A 24,945-nucleotide genomic window follows, 5' to 3' on the forward strand; every position below is an offset into this window, starting at 1 on the left:
CCGCCGGTCCACGACGTCGACCGCCGCGGGCCGTGCCGGCCCGCGGCCCGCGGTCAGGCGATCGCCGGCTTGTAGACGGCGACGGCGCAGGCGCTGCCGAGGCCGATGTTGTGCTGGAGGGCGACGCGGGCGCCGTCCACCTGGCGGGCGCCGGCCTTGCCGCGCAGCTGCCAGGTTAGCTCGGCGCACTGGGCGAGGCCGGTGGCGCCGAGGGGGTGGCCCTTGGAGATGAGGCCGCCGGAGGGGTTGACGACCCACTTGCCGCCGTAGGTGGTGGCCTCGTCGTCGACGAGCTTGTGGCCCTCGCCGACCTCGGCCATGCCGAGCGCCTCGTAGGTGATGAGCTCGTTGGCGCTGAAGCAGTCGTGCAGCTCGATGACGTCGACGTCGTCGATGGACACCTGCGCCTCGTCCATCGCCTTCTCGGCGGCGCGCCGGGAGACGCCGAACCCGACGACCTGGATGGAGGAGTGGTCGGCGAAGCTCTCCTGGGTGTCGCTCGCGATGTGGTGGCCCGCGATCTCGACGGCCCGGTCCCACAGGTCGTGCTGGTCCAGGAACCGCTCGCTGACGACGAGCGCGGCGGCGGCGCCGTCGGAGGTGGGCGAGCACTGGAGCTTGGTCAGCGGGTCGAAGATCATCGTGGCGTTCTTGACGTCGTCGAGGGAGTACTCGGTCTGGAACTGCGCGTAGGGGTTGTTGACCGAGTGCTTGTGGTTCTTCCAGCCGATCCAGGCGTAGTGGTCGGGGGTGGAGCCGTACTTCTCCATGTGCTCGCGGCCGGCGTTGCCGAACATCTGCGGCATGGGCGCCTTGTCCAGCTCCCACTCGCGGCCCGCGGTCATGGACCGCAGGTGGTGGTCGATGATGGTGACCTTGGACTCGCCCATGCCGGCGCCGAGCGAGCCCTTCTTCATCTTCTCCATGCCGAGCGCGAGCGCGCAGTCGGCCAGACCGCCGCGGACGGCCTGGCGGGCGAGGAACAGCGCGCTGGACCCCGTCGCGCACGCGTTCATCACGGTCATGACCGGGATGCCGGTCATGCCGGTCTCGTAGAGGGCGCGCTGGCCCATCGATCCGTACATCGAGCCGGCGTAGGCCATCTCGACGGCGTCGTAGCCGACGCCCGCGTCCTCCAGGGCCTTGCCGACGGCCTCCTTGGCCATGTCGGGGTACTCCCAGTCGCGGGAGCCGGGCTTCTCGAACTTGGTCATGCCCACGCCGACGACGAAGGTGCGGTTGGCCATCGGGTCGCCTCCTGTAACCGAATCCTGTTCGGTCACACCATAACCCGCGGGCCGCCCGGCGGGCGGGGGCGCTCCCGATGTTCGGGACGCCCGGCCGGTCAGGCCGCCATCTCCTCGGCGAGCGCGGCGGCGAACGCGTCGACGTCGTCCTCGGTGGTGTCGAAGGAGCAGACCCAGCGGACCTCGCCGGTCGCCTCGTCCCAGGTGTAGAAGGGGAACCGCTTGCGCAGCCGCTCGGCCGCGTCCTTCGGCATCAGCGCGAACACCGTGTTGGCCTGCACCGCCTGGGTGATCTCGACGCCGGGGACCGCGCGGGCGGCGCTCTCCAGGCGGCGGGCCATCGCGTTGGCGTGGGAGGCGTTGCGCAGCCACAGGTCGCCGTCCAGCAGCGCGATGAGCTGCGCCGACACGTACCGCATCTTGGACGCCAGCTGCATGCTCGACTTGCGCAGGTACGCCAGCCCGCGCACGGCGCCCGGGTTCAGGACGACGATCGCCTCGCCGAGCAGCAGCCCGTTCTTGGTGCCGCCGAACGACAGCACGTCCACGCCGGCGTCGGTGGTGAGGGCGCGCAGCGGCAGGCCGAGGGACGCGGCGGCGTTGGCGATGCGGGCGCCGTCCATGTGGACCGACAGGCCGCGCTCGTGCGCCGCCGCCGCGACGGCCGCCGTCTCGTCCGCGGTGTAGACGGTGCCGAGCTCCGTGCTCTGGGTGATCGACACGACGGCCGGCTCCCGCCGCTGGACGTTCCCGAAGCCCGTCGCGTACCGGTCGACCAGGCCGGGGGTGAGCTTGCCGTCCGGGGCCGGCACCGTGACCAGCTTCAGCCCAGCGATCTTCTCGGACGCGCCGCACTCGTCGGTGTTGATGTGCGCCGACTCGGGGCACACCACCGCGCTCCACCGCTCCGACATCGCCTGCAGCGACACCACGTTCGCGCCCGTCCCGTTGAACACCGGGAACACCTCGGCCTGCTCGCCGAAGTGGCGGCGGACGACCTCGCGGAGGCGGCCGGTGACGGCGTCGTCGCCGTACGCGGGCTGGTGCCCGGCGTTGACCTCGGCCAGGGCCGCGAGGACCTCCGGGTGGACGCTCGCCTGGTTGTCGCTGGCGAAACCGCGCGCGGCGGACGGACGGGGTTCGGACGGCTGAGTCATGCGCCCATTCTCCCGGACGTCCGACGATGCGCCTTTCCGCGCCCGCTCCCCGCGTGCGGCGATCGGAGGCCCGGGCCCGCGGGCGCTATGCCGGGCGGTCGGTGAGGTTCTGCACCGGGGCGGGCGCGGCCTCGGCCGGCGGCTCGGCGGTGCGCAGCGCCATCCGGGCGCGCATCGCGTCGAGGTCGTCGCCGAACCTGCTGACGGTGGACTGCAGGTCGCGCCACAGCCCGGTCCGCTGCTCCAGCGCGGCGAGCTTGGTGCGCAGGTCGGCGACGCGCCGCTCGGCGGCCTCCAGCCGGGTGCGGTTGCCCGCGGTCTCGCGGCCGGTCCGGATCAGGCTGGTGGCGACGGCGGCCAGGTCGCGCTCGGTGTCGTCCATGCGCTCGTCGAGGCGCGGCAGCAGCCGGTCGTTGAGCTGCCGGACCAGCGAGTCGAGCTCGGTGCGGACCGCGCGCAGCTCGGCGTCCTGGTCGCGGACCGCCTGCTCTAGGATCAGGACGCGCTCCATGAAGGCGGGCAGCAGCCGGACCAGCTCGGCCGACCGCTCCAGATCCCGCCCGGCTCTGACGAGCACCCCGGCGCCCGCGCGCAGATGGCGCTCCGCCTCGGCGGCGGCGCGGCGGACGAGACCCGGGATCACGGTCATGGCGCTCCCTTCCGGGGCCGGGGCGGTGGAATCTCCTTAAACTTTAGGCGAAACGACCATGAACATTTTGTGAAGCCGGCGGTTTATTTCGGGGATGTCGCCGGCTCCCGGACGACCGGCGGCGGCCACGTCCGGCCAGGAGTCACGCCGCAGGCGCACAGCCCCTGGCGCACGATGAGCCAGGCGCGTTCGGCGGTGTAGTCCGACCGGCTCAGGGCCGGGCGGACGCGGTGGCATGTCAGGCAGAGCATGGTCGTGCGGCCTCCCCGTAGCGCCGGCGGAGCGGGCCGTCCCGCACGCATTCCCCCCGGACGCGTGCGGGACGGCGAACCCACCGGATGGTCCTTCGACTCCCCGGCGCCGCTCACGGTAGGCGCTCCTACGTTGCACGCACGTTGCGATCATCTGGTCACGGAACGTGCGGAGATCCGGTCATGCGGGATCCGGTGAACCGGTTGCGCCGCCCCGACCGTGGACCGATGCTCGAAGCGAGTCGGGTTCCTCTGCGGGAGAAAGGGCTGGTGGTGGTGCGCGAGCCGGTGACCGTCCGGCCGCCGATCGCCGAGTCGTGGCGGCGCTCCGCGGACGCGGGGGTCGACGCGGGCATGGCGTCGGCACCCCTGGTGTTCGACCGGGACGCCCTCGCCGGGGCCCGCGCGGCCCATGCCCTCGAACCGCACCTGCCGATGCTCCAGGCGCTGCTGCGGCGGGTCGCCGACGAGACCGAGCACCTGATGGTCATCACCGACGCCGAGGGCCACGTGCTGTGGACGCAGGGCCCGGCCTCCGCCCGCCGCGCCGCCGACGCGATCGGGCTGACCGCCGGCTTCCGCTGGTCGGAGGACACGGTCGGGACCAACGGCATCGGCACCGCGCTCGCCTCCGGGCGGCCCGAGTACGTGTACGCCGCCGAGCACGTCGCGCACGTCCTGCACAGCTGGTCGTGCGCCGGCGCGCCGATCAGCGACCCCGACTCGGGGCGCGTGGTCGGCTGCATCGACGTCAGCGCGACGGCGCGGGCGCTGCACCCCGCGACCGTCGCGCTCGTCGCCGCCGCGGCGCGGCTGGCCGAGGCGCGGATGGAGAACGACATGCTGCGGCGCGACGAGCGGCTGCGCGAGCGGCTCCTGCCGCACCTGCGGGGGCTGCGCGGCACCGGCGTCCTCGCCACCGCCACCGGCCGCATCCTCGCCGCGCCCGAGGGCGCGCTGGTCGGCCGGCGCGTGGCCGTCCCCGAGCCCGGCGGGACGGTCGTGCTGCCGGACGGCCGCACCGCCGTCGCCGAGCCGCTGGGGGAGGCGTTCCTGCTGCGGGTGCCGGGGGCCCGCGGCATGGTCGACGCGGACGCCCCGTCCGGGCGGGGCCTCGCGGCCGGGCCCGCGGCGGGCGCGGCGCCGCTGCTGTCGCTGGTGCTGCTCGGCGACGGGCCGCCGTACGCGCTGCTGGACGGGCGGCGGTTCGACCTGACGCTGCGGCACGCCGAGATCATCGCGCTGCTGGCGCTGCACCCGCGGGGGCTGAGCGGCGACCGGCTCTCGCTGCACCTGTACGGCGAGGACGGCAGCGCCGCGACCGTCCGCCCCGAGATCCACCGGCTGCGCCATCAGTTCGGCGGCGTCGTCCGCGCCCGCCCCTACCGGCTCGGCTGCGCGGTGGACGCCGACTTCCTCGCCGTCCGGCGGCTGCTGGACGAGGGGGACGTCGCCGGCGCCGTGCGGCTGTACGCGGGCGAGCTGCTGCCGCGCTCGGACGCGCCGGCCGTCCGCGCCGAGCGCGACGAACTGGCGGTGCGGGTCCGCCGGCAGGTCCTCGACCAGGGCGACCCCGACGTGCTGTGGGCGTACGCGCAGACCGAGCCGGGCCGCGCCGACCTGGAGGCGCTGGAGCGGCTGCGGGGTGTCCTGCCGCCGGCGGATCCGCGGCAGGCGGCCGTGGCGTCGCGCAGCGCCCGGCTGCTCAGCGGGGAGCCGTAGGGGGCGGCACCGGGGCGGCGGCCAGGTGGGTGCGGTCGTTGTAGCAGACGGGCGCGAGCCCGGACCCGTCGTGGCGCCACCGGGTGACCGACGCGTTGGCGATCGGCTCCTTCTCGATCTCCATGATCTCCTGCTCGGTCAGCTCCTCCACCAGGTAGCGGGTCATCACGACGATCGCGTCATGGGCGACGACCAGGGCCCGTCCGCCGGGGGCGGCGCTCTGCAGGTCGCGGTAGAAGCTGCGCAGCCGCAGCGCCAGGTCGGCCCACGACTCGCCGCCGGGCGGCCGGTGGTAGAACTTGCCGAGGTGCCGCAGCCGCTCGGCCTCCTCGGGGAACCGGTTCCGGACGCCGCGGGCGGTGAGCCCCTGCAGGACGCCCAGCTCGCGGTCGCGGACCCGCTCGTCGATCTGGATCCGCGGGGCGGCGAAGGACGTCTCGGCCAGCGCGATCCTGGCGGTGTCGAGGGACCGCACGTAGGGGGAGGAGATCACCGCCGTCGGGCGCTCGTCGTCCGGCAGCGCCTCCAGCCAGCGGCCGAGCGCCGCCGCCTGGGCCCGCCCCGTGTCCGACAGCGGGATGTCGGCGTCCCGCTCGGGGATGCCGACCTCTTCGGCGTCGGTGCCGAGAACCGCCTGGTGGGCGACGTTGCCGGTGCTCTCTCCGTGCCGGGTCAGGGTCAGCCATTGCAGCGCGTTCACGCAGGCCATGCTCCCACGCCTCAGCGGCCCCCGGCCCAGGGCCCGCGGCGCCGCCCTTCGACCGCCGCGGGCGCCCGCGCCGTCGCGGTGCTCTACAGCCGGTAGTACTCTTTGGTGCCGTGACGAACGTGCTGTCCACCGTGGTCGTCGTGGTGGCGCTCCTGGCCGCCGGGTACGCCCTCGTGACGGCGCTGCGCGGCCGGGCGATGGGCGCCGGCGACCTCGCCGCGTTCGGCGTCCTGGAAGTGCTGCTGGTCGTCCAGGCCGTGGTCGCCTTCGTCAAGCTCTCCGGCGGCGAGGGGCCGGACGGCCCCGCCACCTTCGTCGGCTACCTGCTGGGCTCGCTGCTGATCCCCGCCGCCGGCGCCGGGTGGGGGCTGCTGGAGCGCACCCGGTGGGGGCCCGGCGTGCTCGTCGTGGCCGGGGTGGCCGTCGCCGTCATGATCGTGCGGATGAACCAGCTGTGGAGCGGCACCGGTGCCTGAACCCGAACGCGAGCCCGTCAGCGAGACCCGGCCCGTCCGCGAGACCGTCCCCGGAGCGGGGGCGGACCAGGGGTCGCCGGCCCGCGCGGACGACGGCGCCCGCGCCGGCGCCGAGGCCCGCACGGGCGGCGGTGCCCGTCCCGGCGGCGCCGCCGGCGGGCCGGGACGGCTGCTGGTCGCCGTCTACGCGATCTTCGCGCTCGCGGCCGGCGCGCGGGCGGGCGTGCAGATCGCCACCGCGTTCTCCGACGCGCCGGTCGCCTACCTGCTGTCGGCGTTCGCCGCGGCCGTCTACGTCCTGGCGACGGTGGCCCTGGCCCGTGGCGGCCGGACGTCGTTCCGGATCGCCGTCGCCGCCTGCTCCACGGAACTGGCGGGCGTGCTCGCCGTGGGCACGCTCAGCGTCGCCGACCCCGCCGCGTTCCCCGACGAGACCGTCTGGTCCATGTACGGGCGCGGCTACGGCTTCGTGCCCCTGGTGCTGCCGGTCGTGGGCCTGCTGTGGCTGCGCCACACCGCCCGCAGAGGTGGCGGAACCCCCGCGGGCGGTGGGCGCCCTGTGGACGGCGGCGTGTGAGCCCTCCGGCCACAGGTGTCTGGTGGTCATGCCGTCCTCCCGTGCGGGGACCGGTCACGCAGCGGCCTGGATCGAACTGCGGGAACCGATCGGCAGGGCGCGCACGACGGCCTGGGCGAGCGCCTCGATCTCCTCGGTGGAGCGGTCGGCGGTCGGGTTGCGGCGCATCCAGCGGATCAGCTTCAGGGGCGGCGCGAACACGATGCCGTCGGCGGTGAACGGGGTCCGGGCGAGCTTGCCGCCGTGCACGGCCAGCACCGGCGTGACCGTCACCGGCGTCCCGGCGACGCGGGTGATCGCCGCGGCGGCGGCCTCGGCCCGCGCGGTCAGCGCGCCGACGAGCTTGGACTGCGTCCGGCCGTCGATGAACAGCCGGCCGCCGTGCTGCGACACCTCGGCCCCGGGCGACCAGGCCTCGTTGTGCACGAGCCACACCCCGCCGGGTCCGACCACCAGCTCGTCGGCGACCCCGTGCCCGGGGACGGTGCGGGAATGCAGCACGCGGTGGCCGCGCCGTTCCAATGTGTAGCGGAGAAAGCGGTCCATGCGCTCCACACCGCGCAGTCCGAGCCGCCACACCCGCGACGAGTTGTAAATGCGCCAATGGACGAGCGTGTCCGCGGCCGCAACCAGGACGGCCATCACGATTCCGAAAACGGCGTTGATGAGCATCCCGCACAACACAAGCGTCGCCGCCGCCAGAAAGGCGCGCGTCCGCAACCGGCCTTTTCGGCCTCGCTGCCAGAGTTCCTCGTACACCGCCTGCGGCGAACCGCCGGTGAAAGCGGGACGGTCCCTGAGGTAGATGGAGCTGCCGAACATGTCCGTCCTTCCAGCACCTGCCACGACGCCACCAGTATGGGGACGGCCCGGCATTCCCGCCACACTTTGCGGGGTGACTTAAATCAAACTGCCACGCCACTTCTTGGGCCTGGGGCATTGCTCACCTGCTCGTTCGCATGTGATTGGCCGCACCGATTCGCGGGAAGGCTGGTAAAGTGCCCCCTGAGATTGATTGAAAGGCGCGGTGCAACTATCACCGCAACATTCAAGGCCCTTTTCGCTGCAATTGATTTCCGGGAGTGCGGGGCGGGGCGGCAGACTGGGACGATGCACCTCAGCGCCGCCGAAGGCCTCCCCGTCCGCCACGCCGTCCCCGCCCTGCGCGCGGCCCTGGACGAGGGCGGCGCGGCGGTGCTGGCGGCGCCTCCCGGCACCGGGAAGACCACGCTCGTCCCCCTCGCCCTCGCGGGGCTCGCCCTCGGCGCGCCGCCCGCCCCCGGCAAGGTCCTGGTCCTGGAGCCCCGCCGCCTCGCCGCCCGCGCCGCCGCCCGCCGCATGGCGTGGCTCCTCGGCGAGCGCGTCGGCGGCCGGATCGGCGTCACCGTCCGCGGCGAGTCCCGCCCCGGCACCCGCGTGGACGTCGTCACCACGGGCGTCGTGCTCCAGCGCCTCCAGTCCGACCCCGAACTCGACGGCGTCGGCACGGTGATCCTGGACGAGTGCCACGAACGGCACCTGGACGCCGACACCGCGCTGGCCTTCATGCTCGACGTCCGCGCCGCCCTGCGCCCCGACCTGCGGCTGGTCGCCGCGTCCGCCACCGCCGACACCGGCCCGTGGGCGCGGCTCCTCGGCGGCGCCCCCGTCGTGGAGACCGCGGCGGCGCTGCACCCGGTCGAGACGGTCTGGGCGCCGCCGCCGCGCCCCGTCCCGCCGCCGCACGGCATGCGCGTCGACCCCGCGCTGCTCGCCCACGTCGCCGCGACCGCCCGCCGGGCCCTCGCCGAACGCGACGGCGACGTCCTGTGCTTCCTGCCGGGGGTCGGGGAGATCGCCCGCGTCGCCGGGCTGCTGGCCGGCGCGCCCGCCGAGGTCCTGCAGATCCACGGCCAGGCGCCGGGACGGGTGCAGGACGAGGTGCTCGCGCCCTCGCCGCGCCGCCGGATCGTCCTCGCCACCTCGGTCGCCGAGTCGAGCCTCACCGTCCCCGGCGTCCGCGCGGTCGTGGACTGCGGCCTCGCCCGCGAGCCCCGCACCGACCACGCCCGCGGCCTCGGCTCGCTCACCACCGTCCGCGCGTCCCGCGCCACCGCCGACCAGCGCGCCGGACGCGCCGGACGCGAGGCCCCCGGCACCGTCTACCGGTGCTGGACGCAGGCCGAGCACGACCGCCTCCCGGCCCGTCCCCGCCCCGAGATCGAGCTGGCCGACCTCACCGGCTTCGCGCTCCAGGCGGCCTGCTGGGGCGATCCCGACGCGACCGGCCTCGCCCTCCTGGACCCGCCCCCGCCCGCCGCGATGGACGTCGCCCGCGGCACCCTGCACGCCCTCGGCGCCCTCCGCGAGGGCCGGGCCACCGACCGCGGCCGCCGCCTGGCGGGCGTCGGCCTGCACCCCCGGCTCGCCCGCGCCCTGCTCGACGGCGCGCCCCTGGTCGGCGCGCGCGACGCGGCCCAGATCGTCGCGCTGCTCTCCGAACCGCCGCCCCGCTCGGCAGGCGACGACCTCACCGCCGTCTGGCGCGCCCTGCGCGGCCGGAGCCGCCCCGCCGACCCGCACGCCGCGCGCTGGCGCGACGAGGCGGCCCGCCTCCAGCGGTCGCTCCCCGCGCGGGCCGGGGCCCCGCCGTCCCGGAGCGACGACCACGCGGCGGGGACCGTGGTGGCGCTGGCGTTCCCGGAGCGGGTGGCGCGGCGGCGGGGGAGCGGCTACCTGATGGCGTCCGGCACGGGGGCCGAGCTCGCGGACGGGTCGGCGCTGGCCGGGGCGCGGCCCGGCTGGCTCGCGGTCGCGGCGGCCGACCGCCCCGCCGGGTCGGCGTCGGCGCGGGTCCGGCAGGCCGTGGTGATCGACGAGGAGGTCGCGCGGTCCGCGGCGGCGGCGCTGGTCGGGACCGCCGAGGAGGTCGGGTGGCACGACGGCGACGTGGTCGCGCGCCGCGTCGAGCGCCTCGGCGCGATCGAGCTGGAGGCCCGCCCGCTGCGCGACCCGGACCCCGGGCTCGTGCGCGCCGCCCTGCTGGAGGGGGTGCGCGCAGAGGGCCTTGGGCTGCTGCGCTGGACGCCGGCGGCCGTCGCGCTGCGGGAGCGGCTGGCCTTCCTGCACGGGGCCCTCGGGGAGCCCTGGCCGGACGTCGGCGACGCGGCGCTGCTGGAACGGGCGCCGGAGTGGCTGGCCGGCGCGCGGCGGCGGGCCGACCTGGCGAGGGTCGACGTCGCGGGCGTGCTGCGCGGGCTGCTGCCGTGGGACCTGGCGAAGCGGCTGGACGAGTACGCGCCCGAGCGGGTGGAGGTGCCGTCCGGGTCGCGGATCCGGGTCGACTACTCCGGAGAGCGGCCCGTCCTCGCCGTGAAGCTGCAGGAGCTGTTCGGGTGGGACGCGGCGCCGCGGCTCGCCGGCGGGCGGGTTCCCCTGGTGGTGCACCTGCTGTCGCCGGCGGGGCGCCCGGCGGCGGTCACCGCCGACCTGGCCTCGTTCTGGCACGAGGGGTACCGGGCGGTCCGGGCCGAGCTGCGCGGCCGGTACCCGAAGCACCCGTGGCCCGAGGACCCGGCGAAGGCCGTGCCGACGAAGCGGACCAAGCGGGCTAGCGGGAACTGACCAGCACCTCGATGCCGTCCAGGACGCGGGCGAGGCCGAACTCGAAGGCGCGGCCGGGCGCGATGGCGGCGTTGTACTCGCGCCCGGTGGCGGCGCCGACCCGGGTGCCGAGCGGGTAGTCGTCCTCGTTCACGAGCGCCTCCAGCAGGGGGGCGCTCGCCTCCCACCACTGCTCGTCGGTGATCCCGCTGCGGCGCTCGGCCTCGGCGGCGTCGACCGACACGCGGGCGGCGCTCTCGGCGAAGCCGGTCACGAGCGCGACGACCGAGTCCATCTCCAGGTCGCTGAGACCGAGGCCGTCCACGGCGCGCAGCTCGTACTCGTACTTGGCGCACGTGTTCGGGCCGAGCGGCGGCCGCGCCTTGGTGATCTCCAGCAGCCACGGGTGCCGGTGGAACAGCGCCCAGTTGTCGCGGGCGATGTGCTCCAGGCGGTCGCGCCAGGAGCCCTGGTCCGGCGGCGTCAGCTCGCCGAACGCGCGGTCGATCATGACGTCGATCAGCTCCGCCTTGCCCGGGACGTAGGTGTAGATCGACATGGGGGAGACGCCCAGCTCCTCGGCGATGCGGCGGATGGACGGACCGTCCAGGCCCTCGGCGTCGGCCAGCCGGATCGCCGTCCGGACGATCTCCTCCGCGGTCAGGCGCGGCTTGGGCCCGCGCCGCGGGCGCTCCCGCACGCCCCACAGCAGCTCCAGGGTGCGCTTCGGGTCGCCCGCCCCGCTGTACTCGGTCACCGGCCGATCCTCTCAGGGATGAAACTCTGTACTGCGTACGTTATATTGGCCGCGATGGTAAATCCGTACTGCGTACATAGTTTTGGAGGACGGGTGACGGAACCACGGTTCGCGGTCGTCGCCGAGGGGCTGCGCAAGCGCTACGGCGGCACCGAGGCCCTCGCCGGGCTGGACCTGCGCGTCCCCGCCGGGACCGTGCACGGCCTGCTCGGCCCGAACGGCGCGGGCAAGACCACCGCCGTCCGCATCCTGACCACGCTCGCGCGGCCGGACGCCGGCACCGCCCGCGTCGCCGGGCACGACGTGGTGCGCGAGGCGGTCGAGGTGCGGCGCCGCATCGGGCTCGTCGGGCAGCACGCCGCGGTCGACGAGGTGCTCGGCGGCCGGCAGAACCTCGTCATGTTCGGCCGCCTCCACCACCTCGGCGCCAGGCGGGCGCGGCTGCGGGCGGACGAGCTGCTGGAGCGGTTCCGGCTCACCGACGCCGCCGCCAAGCCCGCGGGCGAGTACTCCGGGGGCATGCGGCGGCGCCTCGACCTGGCCGCGTCCATGATCCTCGCGCCGCCCGTGCTGTTCCTGGACGAGCCGACCACCGGCCTGGACCCGCGCAGCCGGGGCGAGGTGTGGGACGCGATCCGCGACCTGGTGGACGGCGGCACCACCGTCCTGCTCACCACCCAGTACCTGGAGGAGGCCGACCGGCTCGCCTCCGGCGTCTCGGTGATCGACCAGGGCCGCGTCATCGCGGAGGGGACCCCGGACGCGCTCAAGGCCCGGCTCGGCGGCGACCGCGTCGAGGTCGTCGTGGACGACCCCGGAGCGCTGGCCGCCGCCGCCGAGATCGTCGGCCGGGTCGCGACCGGCGAGGTGGACGTCGACGCCGAGGCCCTGCGCGTCGGGGCGCCGGTGGCGGGCCGGGCGGCCGCGCTGACCGAGGCCGTCCGGGCCCTGGACGAGGCGGGCGTCGCCGTCGCCGACATCGGCCTCCGCCGTCCCACGCTGGACGAGGTGTTCCTGAGCCTTACGGAGAAGAAGGAGGTGGCCCTGTGAGTGTGCAGACGGTTCGGTGGGCTGCTGTCGACGGGTGGGTCATGACCTCCCGCGCCCTCGCCCACTGGGCGCGCAGGCCGGGCGAGGTCGCCGTCGGGCTGCTGTTCCCGGTGATGGTCGTGCTGATGATGGGCTACCTGTTCGGCGGCCAGATGGACGTGCCGGGCGGCGGCACCTACCGGGAGTTCATCGTCCCCGGCATGTTCGCGCTGACGATGGCGTTCGGGGTCGAGACGACGTTCGCCGCGATCGCCACCGACGCGAGCAAGGGCGTGACCGACCGGTTCCGGTCCATGCCGATGTCCTCGTCCGCCGTCGTGGTGGGCCGGGCCACCGCCGACATGCTGCACTCGGTCGTCGCGCTCGCCGTGATGGCGGTCTGCGGCGTGCTGATCGGCTGGCGCGTCCACGACGGCGCGGCCAAGGCCCTCGCCGGGCTCGGGCTCCTGCTGCTGCTGCGGTTCTCGCTGGTCTGGCTCGGCGTCTACCTCGGCCTGATGGCCAAGGGGCCGGAGTCGGTGGCCGCCGTGCAGATCCTGGTCTGGCCGATCGGGTTCCTGTCCAGCGCCCTGGTGGCGCCGAGCACGATGCCGGGCTGGCTGGGCGCGATCGCCGAGTGGAACCCCATGTCGGCGACCGTGACGGCGTGCCGGGAGCTGTTCGGCGAGCCGGTCGCGGGCGGGTCGTGGGCGGCCCAGCACAGCGTGCTGATGGCGGTGGTGTGGCCGCTGGTGATCGCGGCGGTGTTCTTCCCGCTGTCGGTCCGCCGCTACCGCGCCCTCGGCCGGTAGGGCGGCTAGGGCAAGAGGGACACTCGGTGCCGGGCCAGCGCCAGCGCCGGGTAGCACGCCTCGGGCAGAGGCTCCGCGCCGTTCCCGGCGCCGGAGGACGCCCCGCCGCGCTCCCCGCCGAGCGCGGCGCGGAGCCTCGCCCCCACGGCGGCCGCGTCGTAGGGCTGGACGACGCACAGCTCGGCCTGCATCGCCTGCCGCGCCGCCGCCATCAGCGCCGGGACGTCCCCGACGACCACGATCTCGGCGGGTGCGTCGCCGTAGGAGAGCCGGACGGCGAGGGCGTGCATCCCGGCGGTGCCGGCGTCCTCGTAGCGGAACTCGCAGACCAGGCGGTCGCCGTCCAGCGGGCCCTCCTGGATCAGCCACGCCTGCCCGGGGACGACCCGCCCGAGCGCCCCCTCCCAGGGCGCGGCCGGGACGCCCGCGAGCCGGTCGGCGGCGCGGGCCGCCGCGGCGCGCCCCTCGGCGGGGCCGATCGCGGCGAGCGCCCGCAGGAAGGCCCGGGCGCCCGGGGTGGCCGCCGCGTGCAGGCAGCCGATCAGGTCGCCGAGCGCGGCGCGCCGCGCCGCGGCGTGCGGTGCCGCCGCCTCCAGGCCGCCGAGCTGCGCGGACGTCCACATCTCGGCCTGCAGCGGGCCGGGCAGCGCGGGCAGCGCGTCGGCCTCCCGGACGTAGGCCGCGTACACCTCGCGCAGCCCCGGCAGCATCAGCTCGGGGCCGGCGGAGGATCGGGTCGCACTCACCGCTTCAGCCTATGAGACGCGGGGGAGCGGCCCGGCCGCGCCGCCGGGGCGCGCCCCCGCGGTCCGGGCGGGCGGCGTCCTACGCGGGGACGGTCAGCAGGGTTCGGCCATCGCCGATGGTCCGGACCTCGAACCGGCTGATCTCCTCCGGCCGCAGCGCCGTGCCGCCCTGCACCGCGAGCTGCGGCTGCGGCGAGTCCGGCAGGCCGTAGCCCTTGGCGGGGACGGACCAGCCGACGACGGTGTGCGCGCCGCCCTTGGCGTCCACGGCGACCAGTTCGCACGCCAGGGGCCCGCGGACCTTGCTGAGGCGCAGCCCGACGCGGCTGCCCCACGCCTTCCCCTGCATCGCGACCGTCCCGGTGACGCCGGTGCCCGCGTCGGTCGCCGACATGGCCCGGCCGTTCCGCAGCAGCTCGGCGGTGCCGCCGTCCGAAGCGGAGGCGGTGGGGCCGCGGTCGGCGCCCAGCGTGTACCCGGTGCCGAGCGCGCCGCCGAGCAGCACGACCCCGGCGGCGGCCGCGGCCAGCGCCCGCGCGGCCCTGTGTCGGCGCCGCCGGCGGATCCGGTGCCGCATCAGGTCGGTGACCGCCGCCGGCTCGGGCGGCGCGGGCATCGCGTCCACCGGGTCGGCGATCGGGCCGATGCCGTCCAGCGTCTGGGCGATCCCGCTCAGCGCGCCGAGCTCCTCGTGGCAGGAGAAGCACGTCGCCAGGTGCGCCTCGAACGCGCGGCGGTCGGGCTCCTCCAGCAGGCCGAGGGCGTAGGCGCCGACGTCGACGTGCGGCATGTCCGGCGCTCTCATGGCGTCACGCCCCTCTCCTCCAGGGCGACGCGCAGTGCCCGGAGCGCGTAGTAGACCCGGGACTTCACGGTGCCCACGGGGATCCCGAGATGCTTGGCGGCCTCGTTCACCGAGCGGTCACGGAAGAAGGTCTCGTTGAGGATCTCGCGGTGGGCCGGGGACAGGGCGAGGAGGGCTTCGGACACGACGACGGAGCGCAGCAGATCCTCCAACCCGTCGGGCACGCGCATGTTCTCCAGCGGGCCCTCGCCCGCCTCCTGCGGCCGTGCGTTCTTGCGGCGCTGGTCGTCGATGACGATCCGGCGGGCGACGGTCGCCAGCCAGGGCAGCAGCGAGGTCGCGTTCTCGTCGAGCTGGTGCGCGCTGCGCCAGGCCCGGATCATCGTCTCCTGGACGACGTCCTCGGCCCAGTGCCGGTCGCCGCCGGTGAGGCGCAGCACGAACGACAGCAGCGGCCGGCCGTACACGCGGTACAGCTCGGTGACGATCACCTGGTCGTCCACGCCGCCGGCGGGACGCGGGCCGCGGAACCAGCTCCAGGGTCCGGGCGGGCGTTCGCGGGTGGCCGACGCGGCGGCCGGCGATCTGTGGGCCATCGGGGTCTCCGGCGGGGTGCGAGGGGTGCGGGGCGACGCGGTGACCGTGGGTGTCACGTTGGGAGGCAGTACGGAACCCCTGCGCCCCCCGGTTCAACCGGGACCGTTTCGTGGGTGATTTTCCGATATGGCACTTACTGGTTCGCTAGCTTTTACTTACCTTCTGCGCCGACCGCCGCCGGAGTGCGTCTCAAGGGGCGAACGGGAGGCGACGCATCCGAACCGCGCAGCGGGTCTTCGCCGGGCAACCTCACTCCGGATAGTGGAGCGAATGCGGGCATCAGGCCCATTTGCCCAAACAGAGACCGAGGGCGGGATCGGCATGGTGAAGGGGAACGGGGAAGTACAGCTCAGCTACCGCCTGCTGCTGGCGGTGGACATCCAGGGATACAGCAAGCGCGACACGCGCGAGCAGCTGCACGCGCAGCGGCTGCTGTCGGAGGCGCTCGACGGCGCCGCCCGCGGCGTCGGCCTCGACCGCGCCGGCTGGGACAAGCAGGTCGGCGGGGACGGCGAGCTCGCCACGCTGCCGGAGGGCGTCGACCCGGCGACGGTGGCCGGCGACTTCGTGATCCTCCTCGACGAGGCGCTGCGCGAGGCCAACCGGGACGCCGGGCGCTTCCGGCTCCGCGTGCGGCTCTCGCTGCACCACGGCACGCTCACGGCCGGGCCGTTCGGTCCCGCCGGCGACGCGCCCATCGTCGTCCAGCGGCTGCTGGACGCGACGCCGCTGCGCCGCCTGCTGATCGACGACCCGGACCGCGACCTGGCCTACGTGGTGTCGGACTCGCTGTTCGAGGACGTCGTGCGGACCGGGTTCTGCGCCCTGCCGCCGCGCGGCTTCCACGCCGTCAAGGTCGTCGCGAAGGGCGCGGTGTTCCGCGGCCACATCCTGACCGGCCGCGCCGCCCGCGAGGGCGACGGCGAGGGGCGGGGCGGACCGGACTCCCGGTCCGCCCGCGTCCTCGACTTCCCCGCCATGGCCATGGGGTGACGGGGCAGTGACCGTCGGGGCTAGTCACCCAGCAGGGCGGCGAGGAGGCGGTTGTCGCCGCGCTGCCAGAGCGTCCCGGCCTCGGCGAAGCCGGCGTCGCGGAGCGCCTCGACATGGGTGGACAGCAGCTCCGACTCCGACCCGTGGTGGCCGGTCGTCTCGTCCCGGGCCCGCACCCGCAGCTCGGCGAGGTCCGGATCGGCGGCGATCGCGGCCCACCACTGGTCCCAGCCCTCGGGGCGGTCCCCGGCGAACCGGCGCGCCTGCTCGCGCTCGCGCAGGGCGACGTCGAGGGCCGCGAGGCCCGGAGTCCGGTCCTCCACCCCCAGGTTGTCGCCGTTGAGGAACAGGCCGCGGGGCCGCAGCACCCGCGCCAGCTCGCCGTAGGCGACGCGGAGCTGCTCGCCCGAGAGCCAGTGCAGGGCGGTCGTGCTGACCGCGGCGTCGGCCTGCCGGTCCAGCCGCAGCCGGGCCGCCCAGCCGGGCTCGCGCAGGTCCAGCTCGGCGAAGGCCAGGTTCGGCCGGCCGGCGTGCGCGGCGCGGCCGAGCGACAGCAGCAGCGGGTCGGCGTCGACCGCGACCACGGTCGCGCGGGGGAGGCGGTCCAGGATCCGGCCGGCGAGCGAGCCCGGCCCGCAGCCGAGGTCGAGGACGAGCGGGTCGGGGCGTCCGGTCGCGGCCTCCAGCGCGTCGATGAGGGCGGTGAACCGCTCCTCGCGGTCCGGGACGTAGCCCTCCTGCTGGACGTCCCAGCGGGCGGTCCACGCGCTCGCGACCTCGTGGCTGAGCAGGGTCATGGCCCCTCCTGTGACTGTCGTATAACCTTTGGGCAGTTACAGTGTGAACCGGAAAGGTGTAACTGGTCAAGTGGATTTCAACAGTCATACCGATGCGGTGGTGCAGGCCGCCGCCGGCCTGGTCAACGAGCTGACGCCGGGGGAGCGGCGCGGCCGCGCCTACACCCCGCCCCCGCCGCCCGCGCTCGCCGCCGCCGTCACCGATGTCCTCCACGGCGTCGGGTACGGATCGCGCGCCACCGAGGATGAACTGCCCGTGCTCGCCGCCGTCGCGCGCGAGCTGCGCATCGTGTTCGACGCCGTGGCCGCCGGCGACGTCGACGGCGCCGCCGAGCAGGTCAACCGGATCCTGGAGAAGACCGAGGCCCGGCCCCGGCTGGAACGCCACGACGGGCAGCCGTGGCACGTCCACTACCACGGCGCCGACGAGAACGACTGGGCCGGACCGTGCGCCACCGGCCTCGCCATCGTCATCGGCAGCGAGCTGCACGACCGCCTCGGCGTCTGCACCGCGCCGCACTGCGACCGCGTCTACGTCGACACCTCCCGGAACGGCACCCGCCGGTTCTGCTCCACCGCCTGCCAGAACCGCGTCAAGGCCGCCGCGTTCCGCGCCCGCGCGCAGTCGTCCTGACCGGGCCCCCGGGCCGGTGGTGCGACATTTCCGGGTCGTTGTAGCGTGTGGCGATGATCCAGGCCACCGCCACCACCGCCGCCTCGCCCGAGGACCTGTTCCGGCATCTCGCCGTCCCCGAGGCATGGGGCGCCTGGGGCAGGTTCCCCATCCCGGCGAAGCAGACGCGCCGGGGCGACACGACCCCCTACGGCGTCGGCACCGTCAAGAAGATCTGGCCGGCCAGCGAGCGGACCGTCGCCTACGAGCCCTACGAGCACTTCGGCTACGTCGCCGTGTCGGGCCTGCCCGTGCGCAGCTACCGCTCGGACGTCCGGCTGGAGCGCCGGGACGCCGGCACGTTCATCCGCTGGGAGGCGGAGTTCGAGCCGCTGATCCCCGGCACCGGCCCGGTCGTCGGCTTCGCGCTTCGGCGGATGCTGACGGCCTTCACCCGGTGGCTGCCCGCGCACGTCGAGCACTGCCCGCCCGACTGCCCGGCCCGGCGGGCCGAGGGCGTCTGACCCGGCCGGACGCGCGAGCCGGAGACCGCGCGACCCCCCGCACGGCCTCCGGCGTAAAAGGTGCAGGCCGAGAGCACCCCGCAGTTCCCTCGGCCTGCACGACCATGGACCCCTTCAGGCGGGGTCGGGACCGTAGACCTCCCACAGCTCCCCGGCGAAGAACCTGCCGAAGTCGAGCAGCCTGCCCGCCCCGTCCGGTCCCGTCGTGCGGAAGGTCGTCAGCTGCCGCGCGAAGTCGGTCAGCTGGATGTGCAGCACGCCCGCCGCGACGATCTCCGCGCCGTCCTTCTCGTCCTCGGCGACGTGGCCGTCCAGCAGCCGCACGTAGAGGGTGGAGGTGTCCGGCCAGATCCGCGTCGGCGGCCCGTGCAGGACGTTCTTGTGCCCGCTCAGCGTGCGCCGCCGGCCCTCGCCGTCGGTGTAGAAGAGCCGGTACTTCATCAGCCGCCGGTCCTCGGAGCCGTCCGCGACGAACAGGTTGAACGTGCCCCGCTCCACCGGGCGGCGGCCGCCGTGCCCGCCCGCGTCGACCCACCCCGCGGCGGTCGCCTCGTGGGCCGCCTCGGCGAGGAACCGCTCGGTGTCCGCCGCGGTGATCGTCAGGCGGAACGACAGGGGCAGCCGCCCCTCGGCCAGCTCGCCGATCCGCGTGTCGGTCTCCCCGTAGGTGACGAACCCCTTCATCTCCTCGGTGAACGACAGCGACGTACGGCCCGCCGCCGCGGTGGAAGGTCCCCGTGTCCCACCGCGGCTCCCCGAGACCGGACCGTACGCCGAGCCGTTCCCCGCCCCGCCTGGCGAGCCGGCTCCCCCGGCCGGCTCGGCCCCCGTGGCAGACGGGGCGGTCGTCCCGTCCGCCCCCCGGCGGACGGACGTCTCCAGCAGCCGCGTGGCCAGGCGATCGGCGTGCGCGGCGATGGTGAGCGAGGGGTTCGGGCCCACCGGGCCGGGCATCGCCGCCCCGTCGGCGATGTAGAGGCCCGGGAACCCGAACACCTCGCCGAAGGCGTCGCAGACGCCTTCGCCCGGGTGGCCGCCCATGGGGGCGCCGCCCAGCGGATGGACGGTGATGATGCGCTTGCGGAACCACATCGGGTTGTCGGCGTAGTCGGCGCCGAGCACGTCCGCGATCCCCCGCATCGTCTTGCGGACGCGCTGGAACAGCTCCTCGCTGGTCTCGGCCGTCCAGTCGGCGGTGAGCCGGCCGTCCTTCAGGCGCAGCCGCCCGTCGGCGGTCTCGCGGCCCATGCCGAGCAGCGGCAGCGAGCTGACCGTCAGCGCCCCGTCGCCGATCAGGTCCGACAGCTCCTTGGACAGGTTGGTGTCCGGCGCGTCCTTGAAGAACTCGGTGAAGCGGTCCCACAGGAAGGCCACCGCGCGCTCGAACTCCGAGCGGACGTCGAGGCCGTTCACGATCCAGTCGGTGAACCCCGGGTAGCCGCCGTCCTGGATGTAGGCGCCGGGGCCCGCGCCCGGCACGCCGTCCAGCTCGTCCGGCAGCCGGATCGCCGTGGTGATCACCGGCCCGCGGCTGGCGCTCAGCGGGCGGACCCGGTTGCGGTCCTTGGCCCGCAGCAGGAACGTCAACAGGTCGCCGTTGCCGCAGAACCGGGTGCCGAGCGCGGAGCTGAGGCCGGGGAACGCGTCCCTCGACTTCAGCAGCAGGTACGTGGTCCCGTACGTGCCGGCGCCCAGGACGAGCCGGTCGCAGGTGATCGTCCGGACCGGCAGGCGGCGCTTCTTGGCGCCGAGGTCGGCGTGGTGGACGTAGTCGACCTCGTACCCGCCGCCCGGCCGCGGCCGGATCGCCTTCACCTCGTGGGAGGTGCGGATGTCGGCGCCGTGGTGCGCCGCGGCCGACAGGTAGTTGTGGTCGAGGCTGTTCTTGGAGCCCTCGTTGCAGCCGATGTCGCACTCGCCGCACAGCTTGCACGTCAGCCGGCGGGTGCGGTGCAGGTTGCCGTACGCCGGTTCGGCGATCGGCAGGCCCACCCCGGGCGTGCCGCCCGGTTCGGCGGCGAAGCTCACCGCGAGCGGCGGCAGCGTGCTGTGCAGGCCGAGCTCGGCCGCCGCGTCCTGGAGCGCGTGCGTCTTCGGGGTGTCGTCGTAGGGGACCCGGTCGAGGGGGTACGGCGTCGCGCCCATCATCCGCTCGACGGCGTCGTAGTGCGGGTCGAGGTCGGCGCGCGAGATCGGCCACGGCTCGTGCTCGCCGCCGGGGCCCGGCCGGTCGTGCACGAACCAGCGCTCGTCCTTGCGCAGCAGGACGTTCGCGTAGATCAGAGAACCGCCGCCGAGACCGGCCGACACGACCGAGTCGCAGCCCTTGAACCCCCACACGTCGTACATCCCGTACAGGCCGGCGTCAGGGTCCCAGAACGCCCGGCCCATCTCGGCGGGGGAGCGGGGGAAGCTGCCCGGCGGGTACGGCTGCCCGCGCTCCAGCAGGACGACCCGCTGCCCGGCCTCCGCCAGCCGGTACGCCGCGACGGACCCGCCGAACCCGGACCCGACCACGACCGCGCCGACGTGCTCGACCGCGCCGTTGCCTTCGCTCATCGCTCAGCCCGCCTTCCGCTTGAGGAAGTCCACGACCTGCGGGAAGACCTCGGCGTCGGCGGCGGCGCCCATGAACGGGTCCTGATGGCCGTAGCCGGGCAGGACCGCCAGCTCGTGCAGGCCGGGAGTGATCTTCTCCAGGGTGCGGTGGCAGACGATGTTGGAGTCGGTGAACACGTGGTTGCGGTCTCCGGTGAGGAACAGGATCGGCGTGGTGACCGTGGCGGCGCGCGACAGGTAGTCGTCCGGCAGCGCGGCGAGGCGCGGATCGCGCGGGCGGTGCTTCACCGCGCGGCCGGCCTTCACCATCGTGTGCAGGTGCCGGTAGTAGTTGACGTTGCAGGCCCCGAACAGGTCGGGCAGCCGGCCGTGCGTGACCGGCGACATCTTCTCGTGCGTGAAGATCGGTTTCCCGCCGCCCCACATGAAGCTGAGCATGTGGCAGGCGGGCTCGCCGCACTCGCGGTGGAACGGGGCGACCGCCTTGGCGAGCATCCAGCCGCGCGTCAGCACCGGGGCGTGGCCGTACCGGGGGTCGAGGTGGCAGGGCCCGAGCACGTACTCCATCAGGGCCGGGCCGTAACCCAGCTTGATCTTCGACCAGGTCGGGGTGCGCGGGGTGACCGAGACGCTGTTGCAGACCAGGCTGGCGACGTCGCTGACGGTGCCGGCGAACAGCGCCATCGAGAACGAGATCGCGCCCACGCAGTGGGTGACCACGTGGACCCGCCGGTCGCCGATGTGGCGCCGCAGCTCGGCGAGCGCCGCCGGGTGGTCGAGGAGCGCGATGGTGTCCAGGTCGTGGCGCGCGGTCTCGGCGTTGTAGGGGAACCGGCCGCTGATCCGCAGGTCGACCGCCCACACGTCGCCGAACCCGGCGTCATGCAGGTAGTTCACCATGTTGGTGTGCTCCGGCATGATGTACATGTCGCTGGACGTCGTCAGCCCGTGCACCAGGAGGACGACGTCGTCGCAGTCGTCCCGGCGGAACCGGGTCAGGGTCAGGCCGAGGCCGTCGTCGGTCGCGAAGGGGTGCACGGACACCTCGGCGTCGGCGACGCCCGCGTGCGTGAAGCGCGCGATCCGCTGCTGATCCATGGCCATCTCCTCCGCTTCCTGACGGTCCAACCCTGCCAAACGCGGATATCGGCGCGGCATCGTGGAGAACCCGTACTTACGGGTGCGAGTCACCCGCCGGGTGTACGGGACGTACGTGAACTGAGAGTCGGATCTACTCGGAACGGTTCATCGCCGTCGCGACGCCGACCCGGGAGGGCACGCCGATCTTGGCGAAGACGCGGGACAGGTGGGTCTCGACCGTCCGGACGCTGAGGTACAGCCGCTCGGCGATCTGCTGGTTGCTGTTGCCCTCCGCGACCAGCAGCGCGATCTCGTGCTCGCGCGGGGACAGCCCGAACGGCAGGTCCTTCCCGCCCCTGGCGGCCCTGGCGGGCGACCCGGCGGTGGGGACCCGGACGCCGAGCCGGCGCTGCTCGCGGACGACCTGCGCCAGCAGCCCCCTCATCCCGCACGCCTCGAAGACCTCCGCGGCGGCGCGCAGCCGGTCCCGGGCCCGGGCGCGGTCGCCGGCGGCGGCGTGCGCGAGCCCGGCGGCCAGTTCGGCCCGCCCCGCCTCGGGCCGCCGTCCCGCCTTGGCGAGCAGATCGGCGGCCTCCGCCGCCAGCGCCGCGGACCTCGCGGGGTCGGCGGCGCGGAGCGCGTGCGCGCGGGTCAGCCTGGCCAGGCCGGCGTCGCCGGTCAGCAGCGGGTCGGCGATCGCGTCGGCGATGTCGGCCCAGTTCGCGGCGTCGGCGGCGTCCTCCTGCGCGGCGCGGACCGACGCCAGCGCCTCCGCGCAGACCACCAGGGTGCTGAAGTCCAGGCCGAGGGTGCCGTCGCCGCAGGCGGCGACCAGCGCGGCGGCGCCCTCCTCCAGCCTTCCCTCGTTGACCACCGCGATGGCGCGGGCGACGTGCGCCATGTGCGTCCACCACTCGCCCGATCCGGTGTCGTTGGCGACGGCCTCGTCCCCGGCGCGCAGCGCCCGCTCGTGGTCGCCCATCAGGGACGCGGTCAGGCACTGCTGGATCAGCCCGTAGGCCAGCACCTCCTGCGAGCGCAGGTCGCGGCCGACCGCGGTGGCCTCGTCGGCGACGGCGGCGGCCTCCTCCAGCCGCCCCAGCTGCGTCAGGACGCGCGACAGCCCGGACAGCATGTAGCCGAGGATGAACGTCTGCCCGGTCGTGCGGGTGATCGACACCAGCCGCTCGGCGTGCCGCAGCGCCTCGTCGTACATGCCGAGGAACGACTCGGCGAACACCAGCCAGGCGAAGCAGTCCAGGCAGTCGGCGAAGTCGTTGTCGGACGCCGCGGAGAACAGCCGGTCGGCGGTCTGGGCGCGCTCGATCGCCTCCGCGACCTCGCCGCGCCCGTAGGCGACCATCGGGCGCATCGCCGCGACCGCCGCCGTCAGCCCGGGGGTCCACCCGGGGGCGCTGTCGGGGATGGTCTCCAGGATGGCGTGCGAGCCGCGGGTGTCGATCCGCTGGATCCGGTCGGCGACGAGCCGGATCCGCAGCAGCACCGCCTCGGGGGTCTGCCGGTCGGTGATGCGGCGCAGCTCGTCCAGGACGAGGGCGCGGGCCTCGTGGATCCGGCCGAGCTGCCGCTCCATGATCGCGCACATGTGCACGGTGCGGGCGCGGCGGACCGTGTCGTCGGCGGGCAGCAGCCGCAGCAGCGTGCGGGCGGTCTCGCGGCCCTCCTCGGCGTGGCCGCTGAACGCCTGCACCTGGGCCAGCTCGACCAGCAGCTCCACCCGGTCGGGGTAGGCGTCGTCGGCGGTGCCGGGCATCAGCTCCAGCGCGGCCTGCAACCAGTACGCCGCGGTGGCGGGCGCCTGCTGCGCGACGGCGCGGGCGGCCTCCACCAGCGTCCGGATGGCCTCGGCGTCGCCGAACCGCGCCGACCGCACCACGTGGTGGGCGCGCACGGCCGCCGGGGCGCCGAGGTCGGCCAGCCGCTCCGACACCCGCGAGTGCGCGGCGATCCGCCAGCCCGCCGCCGTCGAGGCGTAGGCGACGTGCCGCACCAGGGGATGCCGGAACCGGAACCGGCCGCCCGGCGCGGGACGCACCACGTCGTGGCCGGTCAGCACGTCCAGGGCGGTGAGCGCGGCGTCCCGCTCCATCTCCGCCGCGACCGACGCGAGCGCGGGCTCGAACACGTCCGCGGCCACCGCGGCGCCCTGCGCCATCAGCAGCGCCCGCGGCGGCAGCGCGCTCAGCTCGACCTGCAGCGCCGCCCGCACCGCGGGGGGCACCTCGGTCAGGTTCGCGACGCCCTTCTCCCACTGCCGGTCCAGACCGGGGCCGGCCTGGGGCGCGGCCCCGCCCGCCATCTTGGCCAGCGCTTCGAGGTAGAAGGGGTTGCCGCCGCTGGCCTTGAACAACGCCTCGCACCGCGCGTGGCCGACGTCCGGGCCGAGGAACTCGCGGACCTCGCTCTGGGAGAGCGGGTCGACCGTCACCCGCACGCCCTGCTGGCCCGCCGCGTCCACCAGCGCCGCCAGCCGCGGCGACGCCTGCGCCGGCCGGTAGGCGACCGCCAGCAGCACCCGGGCCCGGGGCGGATGCCGGACCAGGTGGTCCAGCAGCTCTATCGTCGCGTCGTCGGCCCAGTGCAGGTCGTCGAGGATCAGCACCAGCCCGGACGGCTCGGCCAGCGCCTCCAGCAGGTGCCGCACGGTGCGGTGCAGCTGGTAGCGCGCCACCCGCGACTCCGGCGAGGCGGCGGGCGGGTCGCCGGACAGGTCGGCGAGCGCGGGGAACACGGTGCCGAGCAGCCGCAGCGCGCCCGGCGGCAGGTCGAGGGCGTGCTCCTCGAGGCGGTCGTCGAGCGCGTCGACCACGGCGCCGAACGGCATCTCCTGCTCGAACTCGGCCGCGCGCCCGGCGACGTACGGCAGCTTGCGGGCGCTCGCGCCGTCGGCGAGCTCGTTCAGCAGCCGCGTCTTGCCGGCGCCGGGCTCGCCGACCAGCGCGACGAAGCCGTAGCCGTCCTCGACCGCGTCGAGAGCCCGGTCGATCCGCCGCAGCGCGTCCCGTCGCCCCACCAGCGGAGCATTGCCGGAACCTCCGGCGGCGCGGGCCGCACGACCCTCCATGTCCACACCCCAACAGCGACAGGCGGCCGAGACGCCGTGACCATGCTTCTTGTTGTGGTTCCTCTGAACGAGCGGGATTCACCCTATCGGGTGGAACGTCAATAAGGCAGGACAACACACCCTGCCTGCGTCTGGTCCACTCGCGGCGGCGTCCTCCTGACCGTATGTACATAGCCAT

The 24,945-nt window shown here is 74.9% G+C and carries 22 protein-coding genes; 9 read left to right on the top strand and 13 right to left on the bottom strand.

From position 1 onward, the window contains the following. Positions 1 to 53: 53 nt before the first annotated feature. From K4S16_RS37250 to K4S16_RS37260, 3 genes are all read right to left on the bottom strand, one after another. Positions 54 to 1,247 carry a beta-ketoacyl synthase N-terminal-like domain-containing protein gene (locus K4S16_RS37250; RefSeq protein ID WP_149263794.1) on the bottom strand — a complete coding sequence of 398 codons (1,194 nt, stop codon included), beginning with the start codon at positions 1,245 to 1,247 and terminating at the stop codon, positions 54 to 56. A gap of 98 nt (positions 1,248 to 1,345) precedes the next feature. Next, on the bottom strand, positions 1,346 to 2,404 hold the full coding sequence (locus tag K4S16_RS37255; protein ID WP_149263795.1) for a low specificity L-threonine aldolase: 1,059 nt from the start codon (positions 2,402 to 2,404) through the stop codon (positions 1,346 to 1,348). Between the two features lie 85 nt (positions 2,405 to 2,489). Further along, positions 2,490 to 3,053, bottom strand: a complete 564-nt coding sequence (locus K4S16_RS37260; RefSeq protein WP_149263796.1) for a hypothetical protein — start codon at positions 3,051 to 3,053, stop codon at positions 2,490 to 2,492. 479 nt (positions 3,054 to 3,532) lie between these two features. Here K4S16_RS37260 and K4S16_RS37265 point away from each other — a divergent pair, with 479 nt between their 5' ends. Next, positions 3,533 to 5,026, top strand: coding sequence for a GAF domain-containing protein (locus K4S16_RS37265; RefSeq protein ID WP_149263797.1), 1,494 nt, complete (start codon positions 3,533 to 3,535; stop codon positions 5,024 to 5,026). Here the strand turns inward: K4S16_RS37265 and K4S16_RS37270 are convergent. Further along, on the bottom strand, positions 5,010 to 5,735 hold the full coding sequence (locus K4S16_RS37270) for a histidine phosphatase family protein (protein ID WP_149263798.1): 726 nt from the start codon (positions 5,733 to 5,735) through the stop codon (positions 5,010 to 5,012). The genes K4S16_RS37265 and K4S16_RS37270 overlap by 17 nt on opposite strands. Positions 5,736 to 5,845: 110 nt before the next feature. On the opposite strand from K4S16_RS37270, the gene K4S16_RS37275 reads away from it, so the two are divergent. Together K4S16_RS37275 and K4S16_RS37280 are read left to right on the top strand one after the other, a co-directional pair. Further along, positions 5,846 to 6,211, top strand: a complete 366-nt coding sequence (locus K4S16_RS37275; RefSeq protein ID WP_149263799.1) for a hypothetical protein — start codon at positions 5,846 to 5,848, stop codon at positions 6,209 to 6,211. 169 nt (positions 6,212 to 6,380) lie between these two features. Continuing rightward, entirely contained in the window at positions 6,381 to 6,788 is a 408-nt protein-coding gene (locus tag K4S16_RS37280; RefSeq protein ID WP_149263876.1) for a hypothetical protein, read from the top strand. 54 nt (positions 6,789 to 6,842) lie between these two features. Here K4S16_RS37280 and K4S16_RS37285 read toward each other — a convergent pair whose 3' ends face one another. After that, complete coding sequence (locus K4S16_RS37285; protein WP_235037321.1) at positions 6,843 to 7,430, bottom strand: NERD domain-containing protein; 588 nt, start codon at positions 7,428 to 7,430, stop codon at positions 6,843 to 6,845. A gap of 468 nt (positions 7,431 to 7,898) precedes the next feature. Between K4S16_RS37285 and hrpB the strand changes: the two genes are divergently transcribed. Continuing rightward, positions 7,899 to 10,391, top strand: coding sequence for an ATP-dependent helicase HrpB (hrpB, locus tag K4S16_RS37290; protein WP_149263800.1), 2,493 nt, complete (start codon positions 7,899 to 7,901; stop codon positions 10,389 to 10,391). Here the strand turns inward: hrpB and K4S16_RS37295 are convergent. Next, entirely contained in the window at positions 10,378 to 11,127 is a 750-nt protein-coding gene (locus K4S16_RS37295) for a TetR/AcrR family transcriptional regulator (protein WP_149263801.1), read from the bottom strand. The genes hrpB and K4S16_RS37295 overlap by 14 nt on opposite strands. Before the next feature lie 93 nt (positions 11,128 to 11,220). Here K4S16_RS37295 and K4S16_RS37300 point away from each other — a divergent pair, with 93 nt between their 5' ends. Then, positions 11,221 to 12,177: an ATP-binding cassette domain-containing protein gene (locus tag K4S16_RS37300; protein ID WP_235037322.1), complete on the top strand. Its 957-nt coding sequence runs from the start codon at positions 11,221 to 11,223 to the stop codon at positions 12,175 to 12,177. A gap of 41 nt (positions 12,178 to 12,218) precedes the next feature. Next, positions 12,219 to 12,968 carry an ABC transporter permease gene (locus K4S16_RS37305; protein ID WP_149263803.1) on the top strand — a complete coding sequence of 250 codons (750 nt, stop codon included), beginning with the start codon at positions 12,219 to 12,221 and terminating at the stop codon, positions 12,966 to 12,968. Positions 12,969 to 12,973: 5 nt separating this feature from the next. Here the strand turns inward: K4S16_RS37305 and K4S16_RS37310 are convergent, their stop codons facing one another. The 3 genes from K4S16_RS37310 to K4S16_RS37320 all read right to left on the bottom strand — a co-directional run bounded on the left by K4S16_RS37310 (position 12,974) and on the right by K4S16_RS37320 (position 15,115). Beyond that, entirely contained in the window at positions 12,974 to 13,714 is a 741-nt protein-coding gene (locus K4S16_RS37310) for a hypothetical protein (RefSeq protein WP_149263804.1), read from the bottom strand. 79 nt (positions 13,715 to 13,793) lie between these two features. Next, positions 13,794 to 14,519: a zf-HC2 domain-containing protein gene (locus K4S16_RS46105; protein WP_149263805.1), complete on the bottom strand. Its 726-nt coding sequence runs from the start codon at positions 14,517 to 14,519 to the stop codon at positions 13,794 to 13,796. Beyond that, positions 14,516 to 15,115 carry a sigma-70 family RNA polymerase sigma factor gene (locus tag K4S16_RS37320; RefSeq protein WP_149263806.1) on the bottom strand — a complete coding sequence of 200 codons (600 nt, stop codon included), beginning with the start codon at positions 15,113 to 15,115 and terminating at the stop codon, positions 14,516 to 14,518. Before K4S16_RS37320 ends, K4S16_RS46105 begins: the two co-directional genes overlap by 4 nt. Positions 15,116 to 15,437: 322 nt before the next feature. On the opposite strand from K4S16_RS37320, the gene K4S16_RS37325 reads away from it, so the two are divergent. Further along, on the top strand, positions 15,438 to 16,109 hold the full coding sequence (locus K4S16_RS37325; protein WP_235037323.1) for a hypothetical protein: 672 nt from the start codon (positions 15,438 to 15,440) through the stop codon (positions 16,107 to 16,109). Between the two features lie 20 nt (positions 16,110 to 16,129). On the opposite strand, the gene K4S16_RS37330 is transcribed toward K4S16_RS37325, so the two are convergent. Beyond that, on the bottom strand, positions 16,130 to 16,906 hold the full coding sequence (locus K4S16_RS37330; RefSeq protein WP_235037324.1) for a trans-aconitate 2-methyltransferase: 777 nt from the start codon (positions 16,904 to 16,906) through the stop codon (positions 16,130 to 16,132). A 70-nt stretch (positions 16,907 to 16,976) separates the two neighbouring features. Between K4S16_RS37330 and K4S16_RS37335 the strand changes: the two genes are divergently transcribed. Both K4S16_RS37335 and K4S16_RS37340 read left to right on the top strand, forming a co-directional pair. After that, positions 16,977 to 17,540 (top strand): CGNR zinc finger domain-containing protein, encoded by a 564-nt coding sequence (locus K4S16_RS37335; protein WP_149263807.1) that lies wholly within the window; start codon positions 16,977 to 16,979, stop codon positions 17,538 to 17,540. Between the two features lie 53 nt (positions 17,541 to 17,593). Next, positions 17,594 to 18,043 carry an SRPBCC family protein gene (locus K4S16_RS37340; RefSeq protein ID WP_149263808.1) on the top strand — a complete coding sequence of 150 codons (450 nt, stop codon included), beginning with the start codon at positions 17,594 to 17,596 and terminating at the stop codon, positions 18,041 to 18,043. A 114-nt stretch (positions 18,044 to 18,157) separates the two neighbouring features. On the opposite strand, the gene K4S16_RS37345 is transcribed toward K4S16_RS37340, so the two are convergent. The 3 genes from K4S16_RS37345 to K4S16_RS37355 form a co-directional block, all read right to left on the bottom strand. Further along, positions 18,158 to 20,602 (bottom strand): GMC oxidoreductase, encoded by a 2,445-nt coding sequence (locus K4S16_RS37345; protein WP_149263809.1) that lies wholly within the window; start codon positions 20,600 to 20,602, stop codon positions 18,158 to 18,160. 3 nt (positions 20,603 to 20,605) lie between these two features. After that, positions 20,606 to 21,700, bottom strand: coding sequence for an alpha/beta hydrolase (locus tag K4S16_RS37350; RefSeq protein ID WP_149263810.1), 1,095 nt, complete (start codon positions 21,698 to 21,700; stop codon positions 20,606 to 20,608). Between the two features lie 133 nt (positions 21,701 to 21,833). Further along, positions 21,834 to 24,716 (bottom strand): LuxR family transcriptional regulator, encoded by a 2,883-nt coding sequence (locus K4S16_RS37355; RefSeq protein ID WP_235037325.1) that lies wholly within the window; start codon positions 24,714 to 24,716, stop codon positions 21,834 to 21,836. Positions 24,717 to 24,945: the final 229 nt, after the last annotated feature.

The organism is Actinomadura sp. K4S16, assembly GCF_008327685.1.
Classification (GTDB): domain Bacteria; phylum Actinomycetota; class Actinomycetes; order Streptosporangiales; family Streptosporangiaceae; genus Spirillospora.

Bases quoted from the DNA above. Each gene is read 5' to 3' on its own strand.
- K4S16_RS37250 (WP_149263794.1), bottom strand. From the start codon at position 1,247: ATGGCCAACCGCACCTTCGTCGTCGGCGTGGGCATGACCAAGTTCGAG.
- K4S16_RS37255 (WP_149263795.1), bottom strand. From the start codon at position 2,404: ATGACTCAGCCGTCCGAACCCCGTCCGTCCGCCGCGCGCGGTTTCGCC.
- K4S16_RS37260 (WP_149263796.1), bottom strand. From the start codon at position 3,053: ATGACCGTGATCCCGGGTCTCGTCCGCCGCGCCGCCGCCGAGGCGGAG.
- K4S16_RS37265 (WP_149263797.1), top strand. From the start codon at position 3,533: ATGCTCGAAGCGAGTCGGGTTCCTCTGCGGGAGAAAGGGCTGGTGGTG.
- K4S16_RS37270 (WP_149263798.1), bottom strand. From the start codon at position 5,735: ATGGCCTGCGTGAACGCGCTGCAATGGCTGACCCTGACCCGGCACGGA.
- K4S16_RS37285 (WP_235037321.1), bottom strand. From the start codon at position 7,430: ATGGCCGTCCTGGTTGCGGCCGCGGACACGCTCGTCCATTGGCGCATT.
- hrpB (WP_149263800.1), top strand. From the start codon at position 7,899: ATGCACCTCAGCGCCGCCGAAGGCCTCCCCGTCCGCCACGCCGTCCCC.
- K4S16_RS37305 (WP_149263803.1), top strand. From the start codon at position 12,219: ATGACCTCCCGCGCCCTCGCCCACTGGGCGCGCAGGCCGGGCGAGGTC.
- K4S16_RS46105 (WP_149263805.1), bottom strand. From the start codon at position 14,519: ATGAGAGCGCCGGACATGCCGCACGTCGACGTCGGCGCCTACGCCCTC.
- K4S16_RS37320 (WP_149263806.1), bottom strand. From the start codon at position 15,115: ATGGCCCACAGATCGCCGGCCGCCGCGTCGGCCACCCGCGAACGCCCG.
- K4S16_RS37325 (WP_235037323.1), top strand. From the start codon at position 15,438: ATGGTGAAGGGGAACGGGGAAGTACAGCTCAGCTACCGCCTGCTGCTG.
- K4S16_RS37330 (WP_235037324.1), bottom strand. From the start codon at position 16,906: ATGACCCTGCTCAGCCACGAGGTCGCGAGCGCGTGGACCGCCCGCTGG.
- K4S16_RS37340 (WP_149263808.1), top strand. From the start codon at position 17,594: ATGATCCAGGCCACCGCCACCACCGCCGCCTCGCCCGAGGACCTGTTC.
- K4S16_RS37345 (WP_149263809.1), bottom strand. From the start codon at position 20,602: ATGAGCGAAGGCAACGGCGCGGTCGAGCACGTCGGCGCGGTCGTGGTC.
- K4S16_RS37350 (WP_149263810.1), bottom strand. From the start codon at position 21,700: ATGGATCAGCAGCGGATCGCGCGCTTCACGCACGCGGGCGTCGCCGAC.